Genomic DNA, 21,366 nt, shown 5'->3' with positions numbered 1-21,366 from the left:
TGGCAATTAGTCATCCAGGTCATACTGTTTGAGCAGCAGCTCTCGCTGCAGTTCCACGGTGTCCGAAGTTTCGTCGTAACGGATCACATCGTAGCCATCGATATTCAAGACACGTTCCACTTTGGCCAGAAACCCGGGCATTCGCAGAGGAGCCGCGTCGAGTGCGCGTGTCAGGGCGCGAAGTGTCATCGTACCATCGCGCCGATCCAGCGCCTGCAGCAGGCGTGAGAACTCTTTGTCTTCCGGAACCCGTCGCCCCCCCAGCCGTTTCTGGTCTGCAAAGACCGGGCTCTCGAGTAGTTGCTGAATCCATTTCGGGACCTCGGGAGCTTCGCTGGCTTGCGGCGTTTCTACTTCCTCTTTCAGTTCTTTGAACAGCAGCGGTGCCTTTTCGACCTTTTTCTTGCGAGTGCGAACGGGAGGGGAGGGCACAAGCATTTCATGCTCCGGCGGTAGTTCATCCCACCAGACGGGGGTGTCGATGGGCTGCTCACTCCAGTGTGGCGGGAGTTCATCCGAGTTGGTAAGCACCACTATCGGTACGACCATTTCCTGAGGTGAGAGCCCCCCGTGATAGCCGTTTTTCTTCATGCTATAGCGGATGCGTTCGCTCCAGGGGGCGATCAGTTTCTGATCTGTGGTCTGTACGCGGCTACCTGAAATCAGCAGCTCTCCTGTAACAGGAGCCGAACCTGCAGGACGCCAGCGTTCGCCCCCCGCCGTCTCATCCGGGGTGTTGATATTCTGAGTCTGGCAATCGAGCACATGGCCGTGATCGCTGACGAGAACCACCAGTCGGCCTGCACTGCGGGCATCGTGCAACAGTGAAGTGAGCAGCTGAATCTGATCGCGGGACCAGCGTGTATCCAGTTGCTCCCCTTTGAGCAGATTGTCATCGACGGCGTTGATCACCACACCGACAACGCGCCGGGTGGAAGCGATTTCCTTTCGCACCTGACTTTGTTCCGGTCCCTGCAGCGCGGCCTTGTGAAACAGCAGCGGGGATGCTCCCCCTGGCGAGTTGCCTGACAGCCGGGGATGATTTTCGAATCCCTTTTTCTCATCGTGCTGTCCCCCCTGCATCAGTTTGCCGGTTAAGAGGCTCGTTCGCGAGAACTCCGTTGCCGAGGGGATCGCGGCGATTCCGGGTCTGTTGAATCGTTGATTTGGTTCCGCCAGCGCCACCCATTCATTGCGGGTCAGGTCGCTGAGCAGTTCGCGGCAGACAGCGACACTCATACCGTCGATCACGAGCAACAGGACCGGTTGCGACTCTGCCAGCGGCGCGATGGTCTGCTCGATGATCTGTTCAACAGGCAGTACGTCATTCCCTTTTGAGCCTGACGCGGTCCATTCAGCCAGCAGCGTTCCAAAGTGTTCTGACTGCTGTTCGCGAATCTGGGTCACGGTTTCAAACAACCGCTGATATGCCTGTGAAAGGGCTTCCACTTCCGCACCGTGTCGGACCTGCAGGCGGGCCCAGTCAACAAAGCCGCCCGTCTCCAGCTGGTATCGCGCAGCGGCGGCGAAAGACTGCGGCAAAGCTGCAGCGGATGGTTTGTCACATTGCAGCCAGCGGACCAGGCGGAGTGCCATTTCCAGCCGTTCGAGCTGTCGCGTCTGATCGAAGGAAGCATCATGACTGCGGATTGCGGCTTTCAGTTCCTGAAGTCGTTCGACTTCCTGCCAGGCGCCACGATCCAGGATGTCGGTGAGCGTTGTGCCGAACTGCTGTAACCGCTGTTCGTAACCCAGCAACGACGTATCGCTCAACCGGGCGTACTCTGCTGCAGCGAGTTCCTTCAGGATGTCGTCTGCCCGTCGCACGATCACGTGATGCTTATGCAGATCGGTGTGCTGCAGGGAACGAACCACCTCGCGGGCGGAAAGCACCCAGCGCTGCACCTGGTCTGGTGTGGGGGACTCTTGCGGGAAGAACAGCCCTTCAAACTTGCCTGTGGCCTTTTCCAGTCGGCCGCGTGCGTCTTCGTGGTACAGCACAAGCATGGCAATGCCGACCGACAGCGGGTGTTGTTTCGGTTTGTCCTCCTGCAGGCATTGCAAAATCAGTCGGGCGACGGGGCCGGCCTTTTCACACAGCCAGTCGATGGTCGCTCCCTGGAATTCTTCAGATTGGTGTCGGAAGTGCTGGGTGGCGGTCTGGTCGAGTGACCATTTCAACAGGCTCGTCAGGTCGGGCGATTCTCCGCGGAGCTGGATCGTATGTTCGAGCAAAAGCGACCAGGCAGTATCGGCATCGAGGAAGCCACCCCGTGCCGGCGGATAACCGTGCCGCGGTCCCAGTTCCAGCAGGGCCTCGGCCATCCAGGGATGATGCGTCAGTCGCGTGTCCACATTGCGGGCATTGAACAGCGAGCAGACAATCTGCCAGGGTTGAAGCGGGAACAACCGCTGCTTGGCCAGTCGATACCGCAGGTCATCCCCCAGGTCGTTTTCTTCCAGTCCTGTGATCAGAACTTTCGTCGTCTTGTCGGGCACTGGTTCGCGAATGGCGATGCGACAGGCCAGGGGAGAATCGCACTGGTAGATCAGATAGGTCTGGTCGCCATCCTGAATGCGGGTTTCATCACTCCAGCGTCCACGTGAATGGATGCCGATGACGTCGGCCCGGGTCGTTTTCTGCTGGATTGTCGCGACCTGGGCTTTGATCTGACTGAAGGTCGGGGCGGTGAGAGTCATGCCTGCGTGCCTCCCTCTTCAATCACCCAGCTTACGTAAATCTGAACCGACTGTCCTGATTGCAGGCGGGACTTGATTTTCGTCAGTGTCTCTTCCGCTTCAGGCAGCGTCAGGCCCTGTCTGACATCCTGCTCGATAACCTTAACCCCCGGCGTGGTTGCGGGCGGGGGCAGCTCGGGATCGGGAGTTGCAGCGGGCGGAGCGGGATCCGGTTTGAGATTTTCCAGTGCATCGGAGATCAGCCGCGATGCCTGCGACTGGCATGCCTGCAGTGCGGGTCCGAGCTCGTGGACATGCTCGTCACTGACGAGGGCCTGCTGCAGGTCGTCCAGGATTTTTGTGACCGCGGTTTTGAACTTCGCGGCCAGCTTTTGAATCTGGTTGAAGGAATCCCAGCTGGTATGGTTGAGTGATTCCTGCAGGCGGTCGGCTTTGCTGATGCACTCGCCCATCAGTTTTTTGCCGAACTCCCGTTTCATGAAGCTGTTGGCGGTGATCTGTCCCGTGAAGCCGCCGGTGACGGCCAGGCGGAAGATGCGTTCCAGAAAGGGGACGGCCAGGGAGTACTGACTATGGCAGGATTCGAAGCGCGTGCGGTAGCGCTGGTTGAGCTGCCGGTCTTTGGGGGTGATGTAGGGTGGATTGGCGACGACGGCATGGTAGATGCCGGAGCGGAGCGTCTGTTTGAGGGCGGGGAGGTCTTCGCTCTGGTAGGCGTGTTCGCATTCGGCGTCGTCGCTGGTGAGTTCGAAGTCGAAGACCTGTTGTCCGCCGCGGAGGGGGCTGTGGAGCAGTGAGTCGCCGCAGGCCAGGTGGAGCGTGAAGGCGGGGGCGTTTTTGAGCTGGTGAATGTCGCAGGCCTGCATGGCTTTGAGGAGCAGGCGGAAGCGGGCAATGGCGATGGCGTAGGGATTGACGTCGACGCCGTGGATGCTGTCGAGGGTTTTCTGGACGAGGTCGCGGACTTTGCCGCCGGGCTCTTTGCGGTACCAGCGGTCAAGCAGGCGGGGGAAGGTGCCGAGCAGAAAGTGGCCGCTACCGCAGGCCGGGTCGATCATGCGGAAGCCGGCGGGGGTGACTGCGGTGCCCTGGGCGTCGGTGACGGGGGGCGCGTCGAGGCCGAACTCGTCGAGGGCCGGTTCGAGGGTGCGGTCGAGGATGAATTCTTCGACGAACTCGGGGGTCTGCAGCAGGGCGTATTTCTTACGAGCCGCTTCGGAGAGGTCCTGGTAGAGATCACCCAGGAAGCGGGTGTCCCAGTCGGCATCGGTGAAGTCGTGGACGAGACCGCCGGCGTTGGCGTCGATCTTCTGGAAGAAGGCGAGCAGTTCGCCCGCGGCGTCCCCGGAGAGCCACTGCGGGAGTTCGCGGAGCGGGTTGTGGTCGCCGAAGACTTCGCGGGTGCCGGGGAGCGTGGCGAGTTCATCAAAGACGGCGAGCACGTATTCGCGATCGGTCTCGGTGGGATGGGCGCGGAAATAGAGTTCGCGTTCGTCGCGGGCCCGCTGCAGCTGATCGCCGGGACCTGAGAAGCGGGGGGGCTCGATGAGCTGGTTGTCTTCGAGGAAGCGGACAAAGACCGCCGAGAGGACCCAGGCAGCGGCGGCCTGGGTGATGGCGTCGCTGCGCCAGTCTTCATAGTTCTGTGCGGTCCGTTCGGCAGTGCGGGCCTGTTCGTACTCGGTGCGGAGCGTCTCCCCGACCGCGGGGACATCGGGCGAATCACTGCGTTCGAGCAGATCGGCCTCGAGCCGTTTGAGGAGTTTCTGGAGATCGGAGAGGAGAGCACTGCGGTTAATCATGGGGGTTTTATCTACTTACTAAATACTCGTGAGCGTTGCTGCATTCGAACGGTTCAGGTTGAAGACGTAATAACGGGTTGGTCCTGTTTCCGGATTTGGATGCTCTATCACTAAGTCGTTTCAACCGGGGCTAACGCCCTGCGGCTAATTTTGTCTTTACTGCTGTCAATGTTCACAAAAACAAGGGTAATCGGATCACTGCGGAGACGGTCCGTTTTACCCCGGGTCAGGTTACTGTTCTCTGAATCTGGTTGTCCTGTCACAGTTTTGTTTCAACTCAAATCATTTTGAAATCGGGTTCTGAAAATCGTGGAAATGACACTCTCTTAATTGTGAGGAGTTTTCTCTAAACGGTAGAGATGTAAATGGTCTCCTCTCAACATGAGAATATTCCCATGGAATATCTGGAATTTGGTATGGCGATCGTGTCGCTGATACTCACGATATACAGTCTATTCAAAAAGGATAAATAGGAACTAAAACTATGCATCTGTTGGTATCTATGAGGGGGGCTCGAGGGCCTCCCTTTTTTTATGTCGGGATTGTGATGCGGGTTCATGATGCGTCCTCCCGATGAATATTCCGCAGCCAGCTGTTGGGGATGCGGGTGCGTTGTCCGGGGCCGATGAGGGGGACCGGTTTGCCGTCGATAAAGGCCTGGTTCTCGCCGGGGAGCAGGAGCCAGAGGCCGGGGATGCCGTTCGTGCGGCCGACCTGTTGCGAGAGGCGGCTGAGCAGGTCCATCTGATCGTAGCGGGCGAGCAGACCGGGGTAGATCATGAGCATGGTTTTATCGGCGGCCTGGAGCTGTTGTTCCACCTGCGGCAGCGCCCGGCTGACGAGCAGCTTGAGTTTGTCCCAGTCGCCGGACTGCGGGAGGGCGTCGGTCTGCAGGACGAGTTCCCAGTTGACGCCGGCCTGGCTGGCGGTTTCCTGCAGAGCGTTGATGAGCAGCCCTTCGAGGTCGACCAGTTCCAGCGGGAAGCGGCGGGTGAGTTCGGCGAGCGCCCGATCGAATTCGCGGGGGCTGACCAGCAGGGTGAGGAAGGCTCCTTCGCGGAGGTTCCGCTGCAGACGTTCTTCAAACTGACGGGCGTCGGCGAGTTCGGGGGTGATGTCACCCGGATCGCCGGGGAGTGAAGAACGCCGCGACCGGGAGGTGCCGCTGCTGGTGAGGGTGATCTGGTGCGGGGCGCGGCTGGTGAAGACGCCGGGGTGTCCGTCGCTGCCGTCGACCCATTCGAGTTCGAAGCCGGCCTGCTCGAGGAGCGTGTTGAGCTGTGGTCGTCCGGGGAGCGGGCTGGCATCGGGGTAGCGACCGGCGACGCGTTCCTGAATCTGGGCGACGGTCATCGATTTCTGTCCCAGCAGGGCGCCCTGTGAGAGTTTGAGGGCGCGGACCGCTTCCATGCCGCGGGGATAGAGTTCCTGTCGGCTGGAGAGGGCCGCCTGTTCCGAGACTTCCGCGGCAAGGCGGACGAGCCGGGTTTCCGAGACGAGCTGATCGTCGGGGGGCGTGATTTCCTGGAGGCGTTCGAGGACGCGGGTGGGGGCGAGCAGCGGATCGGCCTGGGCGAGTTGATCGGCGAGGGTGCCGAGCTTGCGGGCCCAGGTGACGAGTTCGGCGTCGGTGGCGATCAAGATTTGCTGTTTTTCACGGCGGACGAGGAAGCGGGGATCGGCGGTGGTACGTTCGACTTCGACGGCGGCCCGAATGACGGCGATCGCGTTGGCGGTGCGCTGCGGGTCTTCCTCGGAGGAGCCGCGGGCGACGATGAGGGCTTCGGCCAGTTCGCGGAGGGACATGACGCCGGCCTGCGCGGTGAGGATTTCCAGCAGATCGGCGCGGACCCGGGTGAGCGCGGGATCTTTTTCCCAGCGCTGTTGCAGTTTGAGTACGACCTGTCCGGGTCGGGCCCGGCTGACATTGAGTTCGCGCGCGAGATCGGCCTGGCTGGGCCAGGGATTGTCGAGTGCAGGATCGAGGCCGAGCAGGAGTCGGACGCTGCGCTGAAAGGTCTCCCCGTCGCGGTCGCCGACTTTGAGCAGTCGGCTGACGAGCAGGTCGACGCTGAGCGCGGCGATGTCGATGGATTCGGTTTCGGTGGTCTCGGGTTCGGCGAGGGTGCCGGGGTCGCGATCCGGTTTGCCCAGGCGGGCGCGGAGAATTTTGACCGCGGAGGTAATTTCGCGACGGGTTTTATTACCGACGCCACGGAGACGCATCAGTCGTCGCATGGGGACGGTGAGCAGGTCTTCGACGGTGAGGATGTTCGCGCGGTCGAGGGCGTTGGTGGAGCGGGAGCCCAGGCCGAGTTCGGGGATGTGCGTTTCGAAGTCAGCCTCGGCGAGGAGGTCCTGAAGCCGGGATTCATCAGCGTGATCGGAGAGGGCCCCGGGTTCATCGATGCCGGCAAAACAGTTGCGCCAGGCGCGGAGCATTTCTTCCGCGTTGTCGAACCGCTGGTCGATGTTGCGACGGAAGGCCTGGGTGAAGAACTCGGTGAGTGCTTCGCGCAGGGCGGGGTCAAACAGTTCGGCGTCGATGGTGATTTCAGTACCTGCGGGCAGGTGACTGGGTGAGGTGACGCCATCGCCCCAGACGGGGAGTGTGCCGGTGGCGAGTTCGTAGAGTGTGACGGCGGCGGCGTAGCGTTCCGCGTGCAGGTCCCAGCGGGGAGAGGTGGGATCGCGGAGGGGGAGCAGCGGATCGAGGTAGCCGGTGGTGCCGGCCCGGATGTTCTCGGCGGGGGTGCGCGAGAGCGAGAAATCGAAGAGGACGAGGTGCAGTTTGCTGCCGCGTCCGACCATGCCGACGGCGATATTATCGGGCTTGATATCGCGGTGGGGGATGCCTTGTTCTTCAAGGTGATTGACGACCTGGAGCAGGTCATCACCGAACCGCTGGAGCAGATCGATGTGCAGCCGCCCGTCTTTGCGGAGCCGCTGCCCGAGTGTTTCAATGAGCCGTTTGCCCCGTTCGGTGTAGACGGGCCGCATGAGGAAGCCGACGTGGTTGCCGAGCTGCAGCGACTCGACAAAGTGTACGATGTTCGTGTTCCGCATTTCCTCCCGCGCGAGGAGTTCGGCCTCGGCGGCGACGCGGTCGTTGTGTTCGGGATCGCTGGCGACTTTGAGGATGAAGTCCTGCTGATCGTTCTCGACGAGGAGTGCGACGGAGCAGGCACCACGGCCGAGGCGGCGGACGACTTTGAAGCCGCCGGGGAGGGTGTCGCCGATCTGGGCGTGAGTGGGATCGTCGAGCAGTTCGTGCTCGGGTGAGGTGAGTTCGTTCTCGACGAGGTCGAGCGATTCGAGGAAATCGTCGACGGAGCCGGTGCGGTCGGGGACGATGGGGCTGGTGGCTTCGCGGACCATTTCCTGGAGCCATTCGCTGGCGCCGTTGAGGACGGCGCTGATCTGCAGGCCACTGGTGCCGCGGAGTTTTTCACCGAGTTCCAGGGCACTGGCCGCGGGAGCGACGCCGGAGAAGATCTGGTAGGCGATGGCGCCGAGGGAGAAGACGTCGAGGTGTTCTCCCAGTCCGGCCTGGGCATCGGCGAGTGACTCGGGTGCGAGATAGGCGGTGGCGGCGTCTTCCACCAGGCGATCAACGTGTGAAGTGGCAGTGAAATGCCGCGAGACTTCGGTGGAAGTGGTACTTTCGCGGTAGCTGAGCTGCCAGTTAAAGATTTTCAAACGGGGATGCCCGGTGTTGATGCGGGTAACGAGGACGCTTTGCGGTGAGAGTCCGCGGTGGACGATTTTTTTCTCGTGGGCATATTTGACGACCTCGGCGAGCTGGCGGACGAGGTCGATCTGGGTTTCGATGCTGAGCTGGTCTTTCTGCTGCGCGAGATAGTGATCGAGACGGAGGCTGAGGGGGTCGTGCTCGAAGAGGAGTGCCGGCCCGAGTTCGTGTTCGGTAAAGTTGAAGACGCGGAGGATGCCGGGGTGCTCGAGGTTTTCGAGGATCTGGAATTCGCGGAGTGCGGCCCGCTGGACACGTGCGCGTTCATCCGCGTCGGCTTCATTGTTCACGAGGTAGAGGCGGACGCGGCGGCGGGAATTTTCGAGCTGTGAGTGCTGGGCGCTCCAGTCCTGGTATTTGGGTCCCGCGCCGATGATTTGTTTCAGGAGGTAGTCGCCGACTTTGCGGCTTTTCTGCGAGGGACGGACGCCGGCCTGGTTGAGGGCCTGACCGATGGCATTCGACATGGGGGTATCGTGTGTGCCGCGGGGGTGTTTATCGAGGCCGGGACACTCGCGATTGATGAGAGCCGCCATGATGCCAGGCCGTTCGGGGCGGTCGTCGGTGGCGGGTTTGTCGCGGAGGCAGACGCGGGCGCGGGCGTTGCCGGTGAGTTCACAGTGGAGTTCGGTGGCGGAGCAGAAGACGAGTGCTTCCAGGTAGGGGAGGCGGCCTTTCTTTTTGAGTGCCTTCTGTTTCTGCAGGAGTGAGCTGAGTCGTTTGGCTTTGAGGTTGGTGGCGATGAGCGGGTTATCGACGGTGGCCCGCTTACCCTCTTTTTCCCAGGTCCAGGTGCCGGCATCCCCGCGGAGGCGCCCGGGGCGACTTTTGATTTCGACAAGGAAGAAGCCCATGGGGGAGAAGACGAGGAGGTCGACCTCGTTGACGCTGCCATCATCGGCGATGAATTCGAAATTCGACCAGGCGCGGTAGGGGGCGAAATCGGGAAACTGGCTGCGTACGAAGTCCAGTGCTTCCCGTTCCCAGGGAAACTTTGATTCAGTAACCGTAGTCCAGTTGTCTGCCTCTGCCATTATTGAAGTTGAGCCCGCTATCCGTCAGATCGATGGTGAGTAAGTGTGTGTTCAGAGAGGATCCTGCGTGCGAAATGATCTCTTGAATCAGGAATACGCTCGTACAGATTTACACCTCACCTTACCAATTCAGGGGGCGGTTTTCAATCGGCGGGAAGCTCTCTGCGAGCTGTTTTTTACGGCTGTCGGAGTGAGCCCCCGTGTAATGTGAACGGTCCTGAATTAAAGTGACGCGACTGGTGCGGGGTGTTCAGATTTCGCTGTCTGTGCGGTTGCGTAGAATCTCTGCTGTTCGGATTGAGACCGTGGGGACGGTGTTTGCCTGTCTGATACGTATTGGATTGTCGGGGTTGTGATGGCTGGATTGATTTTGCGGATCGGCGTGAGGGGGTCAAGCGGAATTGGGGGTTGCGCGCGGCGTGAAATGCTCTCAATGTGCAGTGACTTCCGGGTGAGTGTGCTGCGAAGTGCGCTGAAAGTGCTCCGAAATGATTTGAAAAGTTACGAGACAGAGGGAACCGGTGATGAATGTTCCGGTGAAAAACTGGAAAAATCGACGGCGATTCAGGTGATTCTGAGTCACTTGTGAGTCAGGTTTCGGTGCACGCATCGTCCGCCTCGCGCGCGAAGCACAATTGCACCACTTTATGATTCGGGAAGTGCAGATCAAGGGGAGTCTGTTCAGTTTTGGAGACAGAAATGCGCTGGAGATTGTGAGGTGGTTGTGCTGAGACAGGTGGGGAAGCACGAGGCGTAAAAAAACACGGAATCGATTGAGGTCGATCCCGTGTTTTTTTTGTAAGCGGAGAGAGGGGGACACTCCTAAAGCATCGATGTAAAGTGTAACACAATCGTCACTTACAGCGCAACGTGTTATTCTTGAAAGATTTATGGATTGTCAGGTTTATCCATCTCTGGTCAGGGATTCTCAGGATTGGTCAGTGTGAATGACACACTGTGCCAATCATATGAGAAGAGATTGTCTCTGACTGGAGAAACGAAAGATGAACTTTTATAACCCTGAAAACGAAATAGTACCACGAAATGGATACTCGTTAGTAGTTGGAATTCCTGGGCGTATTTCTGGTTGTGAAAACCAAAATGAAATCAGTTTAGAAGACCAGGTCGATCATGCAAAAGATGTTGCGTATGAGATGTATAACGGAGAAATCGAGTTCAGGACAATCGTAACCAAAGGCAAAGGAGAGCATCTCGACCGTCCAGAACTTCGAGAGATTGAGAACTGGATTGAATCAGATGAGCTGGATTTTTTAATTGTCGAAGATCTTGGTCGTATTGTACGCGGTCTGGAAGCACACCGACTCTGTGGCATAGCAGTAGACCATGGTACGAGAGTCCTCTCAGTAAATGACGACATTGATACAAATCATCCGGATTGGGAGGTCAGGAGTGTGGATGCTTGCAAAGAGCACGTGAGGCATAATGAGCATACATCGCGCCGGATCAAACAAAAAAAAATGAACCGGTTTAAAAAACGTGGTGCTGCGACTCCCTGTCCCATCGCAGGTTATATCAAACCCGATGGAGCCCAGACTTTCTCAGACTGGTCAAAGGATGTTAATGTTGCCGGATACATTAAGGAAGGATTACAGATCCTGAGAAGAACACTGAATGGAGCGACCGTCGCTGACTACTTCAATGCAGTTGAATTTCCGCCCGGCCCATATTGCAGAAAGAAGAACTGGGATGGGACCATGGTATTAAGCTACTACCGCAATCCTATCCTTAAGGGACTTCCCCAACGTGGAAAAAAACATACCGTCAAGCAGCATAAAACGGGTAGAAGAACTTCTGTCCCTAATCCGAAAGGCCCTGTGTTTCGAGCAGAACCGCATCTGGCATTTTTTTCTACCGAAGAAATTGATCCTGTTCTCGAAGCGATAGCTAAAAAAAATGCCCATTTTAGGCGTAAGAAGAACCAGAACGGTGTAGATACTCGGTATCAAGTTCCCAGGAAACGAACCCGGGCATTTGGACAGCATGCGACTTGCTACTACTGTGGAGGTCATTACGTATGGGGCGGTAACGGTATCACGGACAACCTGATGTGTTCAAATTCACGCGAGTGGCGCTGCTGGAACTCCATTGGGTTTAATGGGCCTAAAGCTGCGCAGAAGCTGCTGGATGTGATCCTGAAGAGCCTTTCATCGCTGGAGGGAATTGATGTTCAGTTCCTGGAGATCATACGGCAGATACAAGCTGGTGCCCCTGATAATATCCTAGCCCGTGAAAATGAATTAAATAAAGTCGAAGAAGAAATTGAACGCGAGAGTCATAATATTAAAAAATTGATTCGAGAGTCTGTTGACGCTAAAGTCGATACGGCGCTTCTATATGAGATGATGTCGGAATTGAGTGAACGGAAAAAGAAGCTGTCGCAGGACCGTTTAACACTGGTACATGCGAAAAGTAGACAGTTAGATCTTCCAGAGTCCGTACTAAAACTCAAGGAGATACTTTTGCATCATCTCGAAGACGTCGATATTCATTCTCATGAGTATGGTGATTTGATCCGGGAACTGGTCCCTGAGATCTATGTCTACCAGGTACGCCTAATTGATGGTGGCCATTTACTGCCTCGTGCTAAGATCCGCCTCAATCTGGCAGGCAGCATACCAGATGCGACTACCTTTCCAGAGCTACAGCAGTTACTGTCTCGGGAAATGACCCTGGATCTGTTTGAGCCCCCTCAACGCGATCTGATCCGGCCGGAAGCTGCCAGGCTGGCTGCCGCTGGCCTGGATCAGCGTAAGATTGCCAGCCAGTTGGAATGTAAGCCAACCCAGACTGCTGTCTCGAACGCCCTGAAGCTGCATCAGCAGGTGCTCGAACAGGGACTGACAAGCCCTTATGTACTTCTGGAAGAACCGCCTGATGACTATAAAAAACTTCGCAGGCACAAGAACCCAAAGTACTCTTTCCAGGCAAAGGAAGGTTACCAGCGGCCCTTGCTCTGATAATGAAATAACGATCTATTTTCTCCTCTGACCCCGGCAATTTGCTGGGGTTTTTTAATGCGCTATCTGAAAGGAGATATTTTGACAGCAAGACACCCCAAAGCCAAAAAAAAAATGTGAAGCAATGTGGACCTGTTATACCAGGAAGCCCTGTCCATCGACTGTTGCAACTGATTGCCAGATCAATAGTCAAAAAGTATGAACCGGATTCCAACAGGAAATTGCCTCGATAATGAAGAAAGTGCCCGATCTGTGAAACACAGGAAGACGAAGAAACATACGAACCGGACCAGAAAACCATATCGCCGGAGACGGTCCCCCCTGCCGGCGATCCGCTTTAGCCCAACCGCCTGGGCCAAACTGCTGTTCCTACGTGATTATGGTGATACGGAAGTTGGCGGCTTTGGAATCGCAGCCTCGACGGATTTGCTGCTGGTCCAGGACCTGCAACTCGTGAAACAGACCTGCTCGCTTGTCCATGTTGCCTTCGATGATGAAGCGGTGGCGAATTTCTTTGACGATCAGGTGGATGCTGGACTCCGCCCGGAGCAGTTTGGGCGGATCTGGATCCACACACATCCGGGAGCTTGTCCTGAACCCAACCCAACTGATGAGGCGACCTTTGATCGTGTCTTCGGTCGTTCCGATTGGGCCGTGATGTTCATTCTGGCTCGACGGGGTCGGTCCTATGCGCGATTGCGGATGAATACCGGCCCAGCGTTTGAATGCGAGATCCCGGTCAGGCGGGATTATTCAGAGCCTTTTCCAGGCTGTGATCCTGAACGCTGGGAAGAGGAATATTTATCAAACGTGCATCCTGAACAACGCCAATCTGGCAGGCCGTTATCGGCGTTCGGCGGTTTTGACTGGGATGCGGACTGGTTTTTCGATGAATCTGATGTGGAAGGAGACTCGAAGTGACAAATACAACGATAGATCGTTTTCAGAGACAGAGTGGACTGGTGCCTAAAGAGAGACTATCACAGATTTCGGTGACTATTATTGGTGTGGGAGCCATCAGTCGGCAAGTGGCCCTGCAACTGGCGGCAATTGGGGCGCCACGGATTCAGCTTGTGGATTTTAATACGGTCGAATTGACGAATATCACGACTCAGGGCTATCGGAGACAGGATCTGGGATCAGCTAAAGTCGAAGCAACGGCCAGGGCAATCCAGGAGCTCGATGATTCGGTTCAGGTAGAGACGATTTCAGATCGGTTTCGTTCGTCTATCAGTATAGGAGAGGCTGTCTTCTGCTGAGTGGATTCCATCTCGGCTCGTGCGGCGATCTGGCGACCCAACAGCAGAAAATGTGAGTTCTGGGCAAATGGCAGGATGCTGGGAGAAACGATCCGTATGCTGACTGCCACAAAGTAATCTGGAATAGACCAGTATTCAGAGACACTCTTTCCTCAACCCCATGCTCAAGCGGGCAGCTATACCTTACGCATTACTGTGTATGCAGCCATCATCGCAGCGGGACTCATGGTGCATCAGTTTTGTCGCTGGCTGCGTGGGATATCCTTAGATTACGATATGACTCTAAATCTGTTGGCAGGCGAGACTGTAGTAAGCTGACAACTTGCTATTCTATATCATTTATCATCGTGAAAACGAAGTAACGAGTGCATTCAGGCCACCTTTTATGGTGGCCTGAATGCATTTTTTTTTATCTATTGCAAACCGTAATACCGAGAAAGCATGCTTGGATTTTATGAGCATCACTCCGATGTTCGAAACGAATCATGATCATCAGGAAAACGGCTTCCGATCAGGAGTGGCCTCATCGGAAACCGTACGCTATTCGGCACATCGTCGGTCCAGTTATTCCTTGTTCGGTTACGTCCCCGCAGAGCCGAACTCTGTTTCACTGGACTAAATCATTGTACCAATCCAGATTTTAAAATTGCGACTAGAATTTCTCAGAGGTATCTATCAGACCATAATATCAAGCCGAAAGAGAGAAGAGCATTCTTAAGTTATCACCCCACTTTGCATCACACGCGACGGCTCGTTTTTGCGAAAACCTCATATCATTACTATCAAGGTATTTTTCTTTATCTGACACGTCATGAATATTAAATTAGATCTGGTAAAGATAGAATTGGAGGATGAAATATTTCGCCTTGAAACACCAATTCGGTCGTGCACGGATAATACCTATAAAAATACAGGGATAACTGAAGTGGATAGCTCTGAGAAGATCACTTCTGAAAAATTCAACTTCGAATACCTGTGGTTAGGAATTGTTCTACTGATAGCAGGTTTCTTTCGGTTTGCTTACCTGAATCAAGTGTCTTACTGGTTCGATGAAAGTTTTACGCTGAAAATGGTAGAGTTTCCATTACTGGATATGATGAAAAGGAATATGCATGATGACGACAACCCACCTTTGTACTACTTGACCCTGAAACTCTGGGTTTCTTTATTTGGCAACTATCTTACCGCACCACGTATTTTAAGCGCGCTCTGCAGTATGACTACGGTTACTGGAACATACTTTCTCGTCAAAGAAGCCTACCATACATCATCAGAAGATAGCCCAAAGCCAGATTCTCGATACGTCGCACTTCTGGCCGCAGCGCTAGTTTCGTTAAGTCCTCTTCAAATCAGTTGGGCGCAACAGGTCCGTATGTATGCGATGGCTCCGACTTTTGCTGTCTGGTCAAGCTACTTTCTATTTCGAGCCATGTTTCGAAAAGACAGCGGAAAAGGGAGTTGGATCCTGTTTACTCTCCTCTCCGTCTCACAGGCGTACACTCACTATTTTGGTTTATTTATTGCGATCGCCCAATATGGTTTTGCCTTGGGGTATGTTGGATATCAACGCTTGAACCAGCGAGAGAAAAAAGTTTCACTGCAGACAGTATTTATCTCGGGAATTACGTTCTATTTTCTATTTCTCCCCTGGTTACTGGTCTTTCTGGAACACCGGGAAAGAGTAGATGTGAAAATGCCTACTGCAGATATCACATGGCCCTATATTGGGACTAGACTGGCAATGTCTTTTGACCTGCAATGGTTTTACAGTGTCACTCCTGTGACGGGGGTTTTGGTGGCCCAGTTCTTTTTGATTGTTTTTTTGATGTTAGCAATGCAGCGTCGGCCCGCTGATTATTTTCTGATTCTGACGACGCTGCTACCGTTTCTTGCTGCTGCGATCGTATCCCTCTATATGAGGACTGTTTTTGTTCCCCGGTATCTCATTTCGGCACAGGTGTTTGCTCTGATTTCGATTGCTGTTGCAGTAAGTAATATTCCATGGAAGTTATTTCGTTGGACCGGTATTCTTCTCGTCCTGATGGCGATGGGCTGGCTTTCGAAAGAGCAATTCTTAACAAGAACTCTCAATGCCTCACTGCCTGGCATGCGTGGGGCTGTGACATACTTGAACGATCAGCGCGAAGTGGACGAAACGGTCATTGTTTGTAATCCCATGTTGTTTACATCCATTGTGTTCTATATTGATGATCGGGATCAACTTTTTACACAAGGAACTCCCCGTGGTTATCCTTATTATCAAGGAACAGCAGTGATGCGCGATGATGAGTATCTAAAGATTTCTGAATTGAAGAATCAATCTCATACGCGTATCTGGACTTTCGATGCTGATAAGTGGTTTGGGCATACCTGGACGGTCAATTTACCACCTGGATGGCATGAGGTCAGTCGAAAACGCTTCCAGGAATTCAATGCCGATTTCATCATACGTTGCTATGAGCACCAGCCCCCCAATCAAGTGGCGACAGATGTTCTTTAAAGCATACTCTATGGCCTAATTTAAGGCACCACCTCACAAACCACGCGAAAGCCGATAAAGCGATTGGACTTCCAGGGGGCCAGGATAGGATAATTGATCCGACAGACCTCTCCAACGAAGATCCAGTCGCTACCACGAACGACTTTCAAATAGCCTGAAGCGGGCCCCTGTGGATTTTTCTTAGGGGAACGACTGTAATAACTGCGGTCAAACCAGTCAGAACACCATTCAAATACGTTTCCGCGCATGTCGTACAATTGGAATTCGTTGGGTGAATAACTACCAACCGGCTGAATCTCCAAAGGGGGTTCTAAGCCAGCATTCTCACCAGTTTGCTGATGAGTTTTTCTGGCTGTGATCCAGTCATAAGCCTCGGACTTCCCTGAACGACATGCGTATTCCCATTCCGCTTCCGTTGGGAGGCGGTATCTGCGTCCTGAGGCTTGTTCTTCTGGAAGTTCACTGAGACGTTGGCAAAATTCCGATGCCTCATTCCAGGTAACCTGCTCGACTGGAAAATGATCAACACTGTCACGCAATTGGTTGATTTTATGGAAGCTGGGATTGTTGGCTATTACCGCTTCGTATTGTTGCTGTGTGACTTCATACTGGCCCATATTAATTGACTCAGTGATTTGAACCAGATGAACTGGACATTCTTCTGGTGGCATGGAGCCGTTTCCTACATCCGGTATTCCCATCTGAAATTCACCTGCAGGAAGTACCACAAAGCTCATACCCAGGGAGTTCTTAAACGATCTACCTGGCGAAGTTGTTTCTGGCAACTTTTTCACCTGATCGACTTCGGCATCTGGAGGGGGCTCCAGATCACTTAAGCGGGTTTCAAACTGATCGGAGAGAATCTCAGCCGGGGTTTCCCGGGAATGCATCACATGCCAGAGACCGCGGTCTACCTGATCGTGCACGAAACGAACGGCTCCATCTAAAAACAAAACATTGACCCCCTGTTGATGCATACTACGCGCTGTAGCCTGATCATTCCGGTCCACATAATGTACGCAAGGCATGCGTGCTTCTTTCAGAGTTTCCGCACCTATGGCGGCGTGCAGTCTGCCACAGCCTAGAACATCATCCGATCGTGCCCATTGATTATTCGGACCACCGTCATCCCCAGAGATCCCATGTGCGGAGGTGATGCTCCCGCCGATTTGTCCTAGTGACCATACTCCTCTTGCATCGAGAGGGTGAATCCCTGCCCGAACTTCTTCCAACGCAACAAGTGTTGATTGCCCATTTTGGAAATCATCGAATGTGAAAGAACGATTGATCCCTGCAATACCTGATCCAGCATATTGAAATACTCGGCGGTCCGCGTCAGCAATGATTTGCACTCCCTCTCCAGCTGGCCTTGAGGAATTGCCTATATCGGGACGATGGCACTGGGTACCGAGATTGATCGCATAATTCCCCCGGGCAAATTCCACCTGTGGGGGCTCATCAGGATATAGCTGAAATAGGTGGTGATTATCCAGACGGTTGTAACTATCAGAAGGACAACGCATTTCATCCAACATGGTAGTGCGTATCTCTGTGTTTTCATCTGCACCAATTGGTTGAGAAATATCATAAACATCGGCCAGACCGGATTGTCCGATATGCGGCAGGAGTAAAATTGCCCAGTTCTGATAAGTGAGTAAATCGACACGGCGATTCTGATTGAGCATCATGGATCGATATCGCCCAGGATGCCAGTTCGCAGCTGGAGGGAGTGATTGAAAGTTATCATGGTACTGTCTCAGTGCCACCCCCAGATCATGCAGACGATTTACGCATGCGGAATGTCGTGCACTCTCCCGAGATGAGAGAATTGCAGGCAAAGCGAGAGCTAGAAATAATACAAGTAAAGCAGAGATGATGATTAACTCAATTCTGCTGAGGCCATTTCTAGCGGTGAGTCGATCATGATTCCATCGAGAACCAGCTGAATATTGGGATTCCATTTTCATTTTGATCCTTGGCTCGTCTTTCGGCGTAAAAAGAAAATAGCCACTCCCATCAGGAGGATGACATTCAAAGTTCCCAATACCGGAAATAACCATTTTGAACCATCGTCCGCTGTTGTGCGTCCCACGGCTCTACGGTGCCTTTCCGCAATCAATTCTGCGGCTTTGTGTGATTCAATGTATTCGTCCAAGTTCAGAGACTGATCCTGGTTCTGATCATCTTGAAAAAACTTGTCTTCGGCCCGGGCCAATCGGATTTGATAACTGCGATAGGCTCTGACATCAGATTGTTCGGGGACCGAGTCCGTAAATACCTCTTCAAAAGTGAGTTTTCCATCTCCATTTAAATCAGCGACAGCAAAATATTTATCGGGAGGGATTTTTGCCGGGTTGTATCGAAATTCAATTTCATCCAGTTCGAGCTGGCCGTTATTATTGCGATCATACCGCTTAAACAGTTCCCATGCTAAACCGATCAACTGAGGAGAGGGTTCAGTGTAGAATTCGTTCCAGGATAGTTGTCCATCGTGGTCTTGGTCCTGTCTGCCATAGACGCGGAGCGTTACATAATTGCAGCCCATGGGAGAGAGGCGGAATTCTTTGAGGGAGAAATGCCCATCCTGATTGCTGTCGAATGCGGCCATTCCCTGCGGAATCCGTTCGCGTGTTGAATCATTTGAATTTACCTTAGCCAGTTCCTCAACGCTCAATAAACCGTCAAAGTCCGTATCACTGCGTTGGAAGAATTTCAACTCATCAATATTCGACAGGTGAGATCCGGCAAGCTCCACGTAATCCAGAGATCCGTCTCGATTAACATCCAGCTCTGCAAACAGCGATGCGACCTGTTCTTTCGGTCTGCGAATTGAGGGAATATATTCTTCCCGAGAGAGTCGGTTGTCTCCGTTTTTGTCTGCATACGTAATGTAGGAGCGATAGAGGGTGCGGCCGTCGGGAGTCCGTAGAGGAGCCCCGGTTACATGTTTCAGACCATAAGCGATGTCAATTAAATCCTGCACTTCCTGTTCCGAGATCTGGCTATTCTGATTTCGATCCCAGTCGCGGAATTTCACTTCTGACAAAGGGGGAAGTTTCTGTGTCAGTTCCTTCAAAGGCCATTCACTTTCGGATAATTGCCCGTCTGCATTCGCATCGGCCCCTTTAAACAATTTTGCACAGGTTTGTTGTGCTGCCGTAGCCAGTTCGACAACCGGATCGGGAACTGACCCTCGTTTTTCTGGCGGAAACAAATCAGGCAATGTCTGATATTCGGTAAAGGAAAGCTGACCGTTTTGGTCATAGTCAACCAGATGAAAATCTCGTTGTGCTGCTTTTTGCCGGGCCTGAGGGATTGTGGAAAGATATTCTTCTTCAGAGAGAGTGCCATTCTGATCCTGATCACGGGCGGTGAATGCGTTCTCGGGCGACATCTTCGATGAATCAATGCGAAATTCGAATTCATCGAGTTCCAGTTGTCCACTTTGATCGCGATCATAACGAGAGAAAAGTTCCCAAGCCAATCCAATCAGTTGAGGCGCAGGTTCCGCATAAAACTCTTCCCAGGACAGCCTGGCATCAAGGTTTGTATCAATTCGGTCATACACTCTCAGGGTCACGTACGAAATACCAACAGGTGCCAGACGATATTCATTCAGTGAGAGCTTGCCGTCTCCATCCTCGTCAAAAGCGGCCATACCTTGGGGAAGTCTCTTGGGCGTTGAGTCGTTGGAATTGAATTTGAGTAACTCTTCGGCGCTCAACAGACCGTCCAGATCGCTATCTCTGCTCAGAAAATAAGCGAATTCGTCGATGTTGGTATTACTGGTCCGTCTCATCTCAGGGTAAGTTAAAAAGCCATCTTTATCTGCATCCATTTGGGTAAACAATTCTTCCACTTTTTCCTTTGGCAGTCGAATTGAGGGAAGATACTCTTCTTTAGAGAGCCGGTGGTCCCCATTTTTGTCAGTGCGTTGTATATAGAAACGATAAAGCACCTGACCATTAGGGTTTCTGAGTGATGATCCATCGACATGCTTCATGCCATAAGCCACATCGATGAGTTGCCGGGCTTCTTTTTCTGTAACCTGCCCGTTCCCATCCTGATCCCAGTTGGAAAATATGAGTTTCTCTAGCGGGGGAAGTTGTTTTTTCAATTCTTCTTGAGGCCACTCCTTTTCCGTCAATAGTCCGTCGGCATTTTGATCAGCCGCTTTCCAGATCTTCTGCCATCTCTGCTGAGCCGACGTGGCGAGATCAGCGATCGGATCCGGAACGGGAGCACGTTTCTCAGGGGGAAACAGGTTCGGTAATGTCTGATATTCCTTGAGTGATAGTTTCTGGTCGCCATTATAATCGACGAAATGGAAGTTTCGCTTTGCCAGTTTGGGGCTCAAATTACTCGCCAGAGCCAGATATTCATCCTGTTCCAGATGCTGGTCCCCGTTTAGGTCACTGAAGGTAAATGCATTTTCCGGTGCTAATTTAGAAGGTGTGATCTGGAACTCATACTCGTCCGGTTCCAGAAAGCCGCTCTGATTGCGATCATAGGTTTTGAACTGTTCCCAGAGCAGTCCCATTAACTGCGGCGCGGGTTCGGTGTAGAATTCCTGCCAGGACAGCCGGGCGTCGTGATCCTGATCTTTTTGTCCAGAGAGACGCAGCGTGACATAAAAACAGCCCACCGGCGACAGGCGGAATTCTTTCAACGAGAATTTACCGTCGCCGTTTGTATCGAAGGCCGCCATGCCCTGTTTGAGACGCTTCGGGTAGCGGTCATTCGAATTGACCTCTCCCATTTCCTCGGGACTTAACAGTCCGTCCAGATCTTTATCGGTTCGTAAAAAGAAGTTGAATTCGTCGATGTAGGAAGTCGTTGTTTTCTTTAATTCCTGAATTGAAAGCGACTCATTCTTATCGACGTCCAGTTCCTGAAACAGCGCCAATACTTTCTCTTCCGGCCAGCGGATCGAAGGCAGATATTCCTCTTTGGACAGTCTGTGGTCTTTGTTCTTGTCGGCACCGGTAAAATAGGAACGGTAAACCACCCAGCCATTTTCCGAACGTAAATCGGAACCATCTACGTGTTTGATGCCGTAGGCGATGTTGAGTAACACCTGTGCTTCCTGCTGAGAAACTTGCCCGTCCTGGTTGGTATCCCAACCACTGAATTCCAGTTCTGCCAGTGGAGGCCATAGCTTTCTCAATTCCTTTTCAGGCCATTCTGCGGGAAAAATCAGACCGTCCGAATTCTGATCGGCGGCTTTCTGAATTTTTTCCCACTCTTGATATGCCTGTGTTGCCAGTTCTGCGATGGGATCAGGGACCGCGGCCCGTTTCTCTGCTGAGAAAATATCAGGCATACATTTATATTCAGCAAAG

The 21,366-nt window shown here is 53.5% G+C and carries 10 protein-coding genes; 5 read left to right on the top strand and 5 right to left on the bottom strand.

Annotated features, from left to right (window positions below; genetic code table 11):
- Positions 1-6: 6 nt before the first annotated feature.
- The 3 genes from pglZ to pglW all read right to left on the bottom strand — a co-directional run bounded on the left by pglZ (position 7) and on the right by pglW (position 9,287).
- A complete protein-coding gene (gene pglZ, locus FYZ48_RS02430) occupies positions 7-2,700 on the bottom strand; it encodes a BREX-2 system phosphatase PglZ (protein WP_149337176.1) in 2,694 nt (897 codons plus the stop codon).
- Positions 2,697-4,502: a BREX-2 system adenine-specific DNA-methyltransferase PglX gene (gene pglX / locus FYZ48_RS02425; protein WP_242022326.1), complete on the bottom strand. Its 1,806-nt coding sequence runs from the start codon at positions 4,500-4,502 to the stop codon at positions 2,697-2,699. Before pglX ends, pglZ begins: the two co-directional genes overlap by 4 nt.
- A gap of 555 nt (positions 4,503-5,057) precedes the next feature.
- Positions 5,058-9,287 (bottom strand): BREX system serine/threonine kinase PglW, encoded by a 4,230-nt coding sequence (gene pglW, locus FYZ48_RS02420; protein WP_149337173.1) that lies wholly within the window; start codon positions 9,285-9,287, stop codon positions 5,058-5,060.
- Positions 9,288-9,720: 433 nt separating this feature from the next.
- Here pglW and FYZ48_RS29140 point away from each other — a divergent pair, with 433 nt between their 5' ends.
- From FYZ48_RS29140 to FYZ48_RS02400, 5 genes are all read left to right on the top strand, one after another.
- The gene (locus FYZ48_RS29140) at positions 9,721-9,876 is read left to right on the top strand and encodes a hypothetical protein (RefSeq protein ID WP_187781841.1); all 156 of its coding nucleotides are present in this window, start codon (positions 9,721-9,723) and stop codon (positions 9,874-9,876) included.
- 415 nt (positions 9,877-10,291) lie between these two features.
- Positions 10,292-12,265, top strand: a complete 1,974-nt coding sequence (locus tag FYZ48_RS02415) for a recombinase family protein (protein ID WP_149337171.1) — start codon at positions 10,292-10,294, stop codon at positions 12,263-12,265.
- A 252-nt stretch (positions 12,266-12,517) separates the two neighbouring features.
- Entirely contained in the window at positions 12,518-13,186 is a 669-nt protein-coding gene (locus tag FYZ48_RS02410) for a hypothetical protein (RefSeq protein ID WP_149337169.1), read from the top strand.
- Positions 13,183-13,524 carry a ThiF family adenylyltransferase gene (locus FYZ48_RS29520; RefSeq protein WP_242022323.1) on the top strand — a complete coding sequence of 114 codons (342 nt, stop codon included), beginning with the start codon at positions 13,183-13,185 and terminating at the stop codon, positions 13,522-13,524. Before FYZ48_RS02410 ends, FYZ48_RS29520 begins: the two co-directional genes overlap by 4 nt.
- Positions 13,525-14,335: 811 nt before the next feature.
- Positions 14,336-16,024 (top strand): glycosyltransferase family 39 protein, encoded by a 1,689-nt coding sequence (locus FYZ48_RS02400; RefSeq protein WP_149337167.1) that lies wholly within the window; start codon positions 14,336-14,338, stop codon positions 16,022-16,024.
- Between the two features lie 20 nt (positions 16,025-16,044).
- Here the strand turns inward: FYZ48_RS02400 and FYZ48_RS02395 are convergent, their stop codons facing one another.
- Positions 16,045-17,985 carry an SUMF1/EgtB/PvdO family nonheme iron enzyme gene (locus FYZ48_RS02395; protein ID WP_242022350.1) on the bottom strand — a complete coding sequence of 647 codons (1,941 nt, stop codon included), beginning with the start codon at positions 17,983-17,985 and terminating at the stop codon, positions 16,045-16,047.
- Positions 17,986-17,987: 2 nt separating this feature from the next.
- Positions 17,988-21,347, bottom strand: a complete 3,360-nt coding sequence (locus FYZ48_RS02390; RefSeq protein ID WP_149337163.1) for an EF-hand domain-containing protein — start codon at positions 21,345-21,347, stop codon at positions 17,988-17,990.
- Positions 21,348-21,366 lie beyond the last annotated feature (19 nt).

The sequence above is a fragment of the Gimesia chilikensis genome, assembly GCF_008329715.1.
Taxonomy (GTDB): Bacteria; Planctomycetota; Planctomycetia; order Planctomycetales; family Planctomycetaceae; genus Gimesia; species Gimesia chilikensis.
This window is presented reverse-complemented; position numbering and strand designations above follow the sequence as displayed.

Excerpts from the sequence above, each read along its gene's own strand:
- FYZ48_RS02395 (WP_242022350.1), bottom strand. The coding sequence starts at position 17,985 with ATGGAATCCCAATATTCAGCTGGTTCTCGATGGAATCATGATCGACTC.
- FYZ48_RS02415 (WP_149337171.1), top strand. The coding sequence starts at position 10,292 with ATGAACTTTTATAACCCTGAAAACGAAATAGTACCACGAAATGGATAC.
- FYZ48_RS02390 (WP_149337163.1), bottom strand. The coding sequence starts at position 21,347 with ATGCCTGATATTTTCTCAGCAGAGAAACGGGCCGCGGTCCCTGATCCC.
- FYZ48_RS02400 (WP_149337167.1), top strand. The coding sequence starts at position 14,336 with ATGAATATTAAATTAGATCTGGTAAAGATAGAATTGGAGGATGAAATA.
- pglX (WP_242022326.1), bottom strand. The coding sequence starts at position 4,502 with ATGATTAACCGCAGTGCTCTCCTCTCCGATCTCCAGAAACTCCTCAAA.
- pglZ (WP_149337176.1), bottom strand. The coding sequence starts at position 2,700 with ATGACTCTCACCGCCCCGACCTTCAGTCAGATCAAAGCCCAGGTCGCG.
- FYZ48_RS29140 (WP_187781841.1), top strand. The coding sequence starts at position 9,721 with ATGTGCAGTGACTTCCGGGTGAGTGTGCTGCGAAGTGCGCTGAAAGTG.
- pglW (WP_149337173.1), bottom strand. The coding sequence starts at position 9,287 with ATGGCAGAGGCAGACAACTGGACTACGGTTACTGAATCAAAGTTTCCC.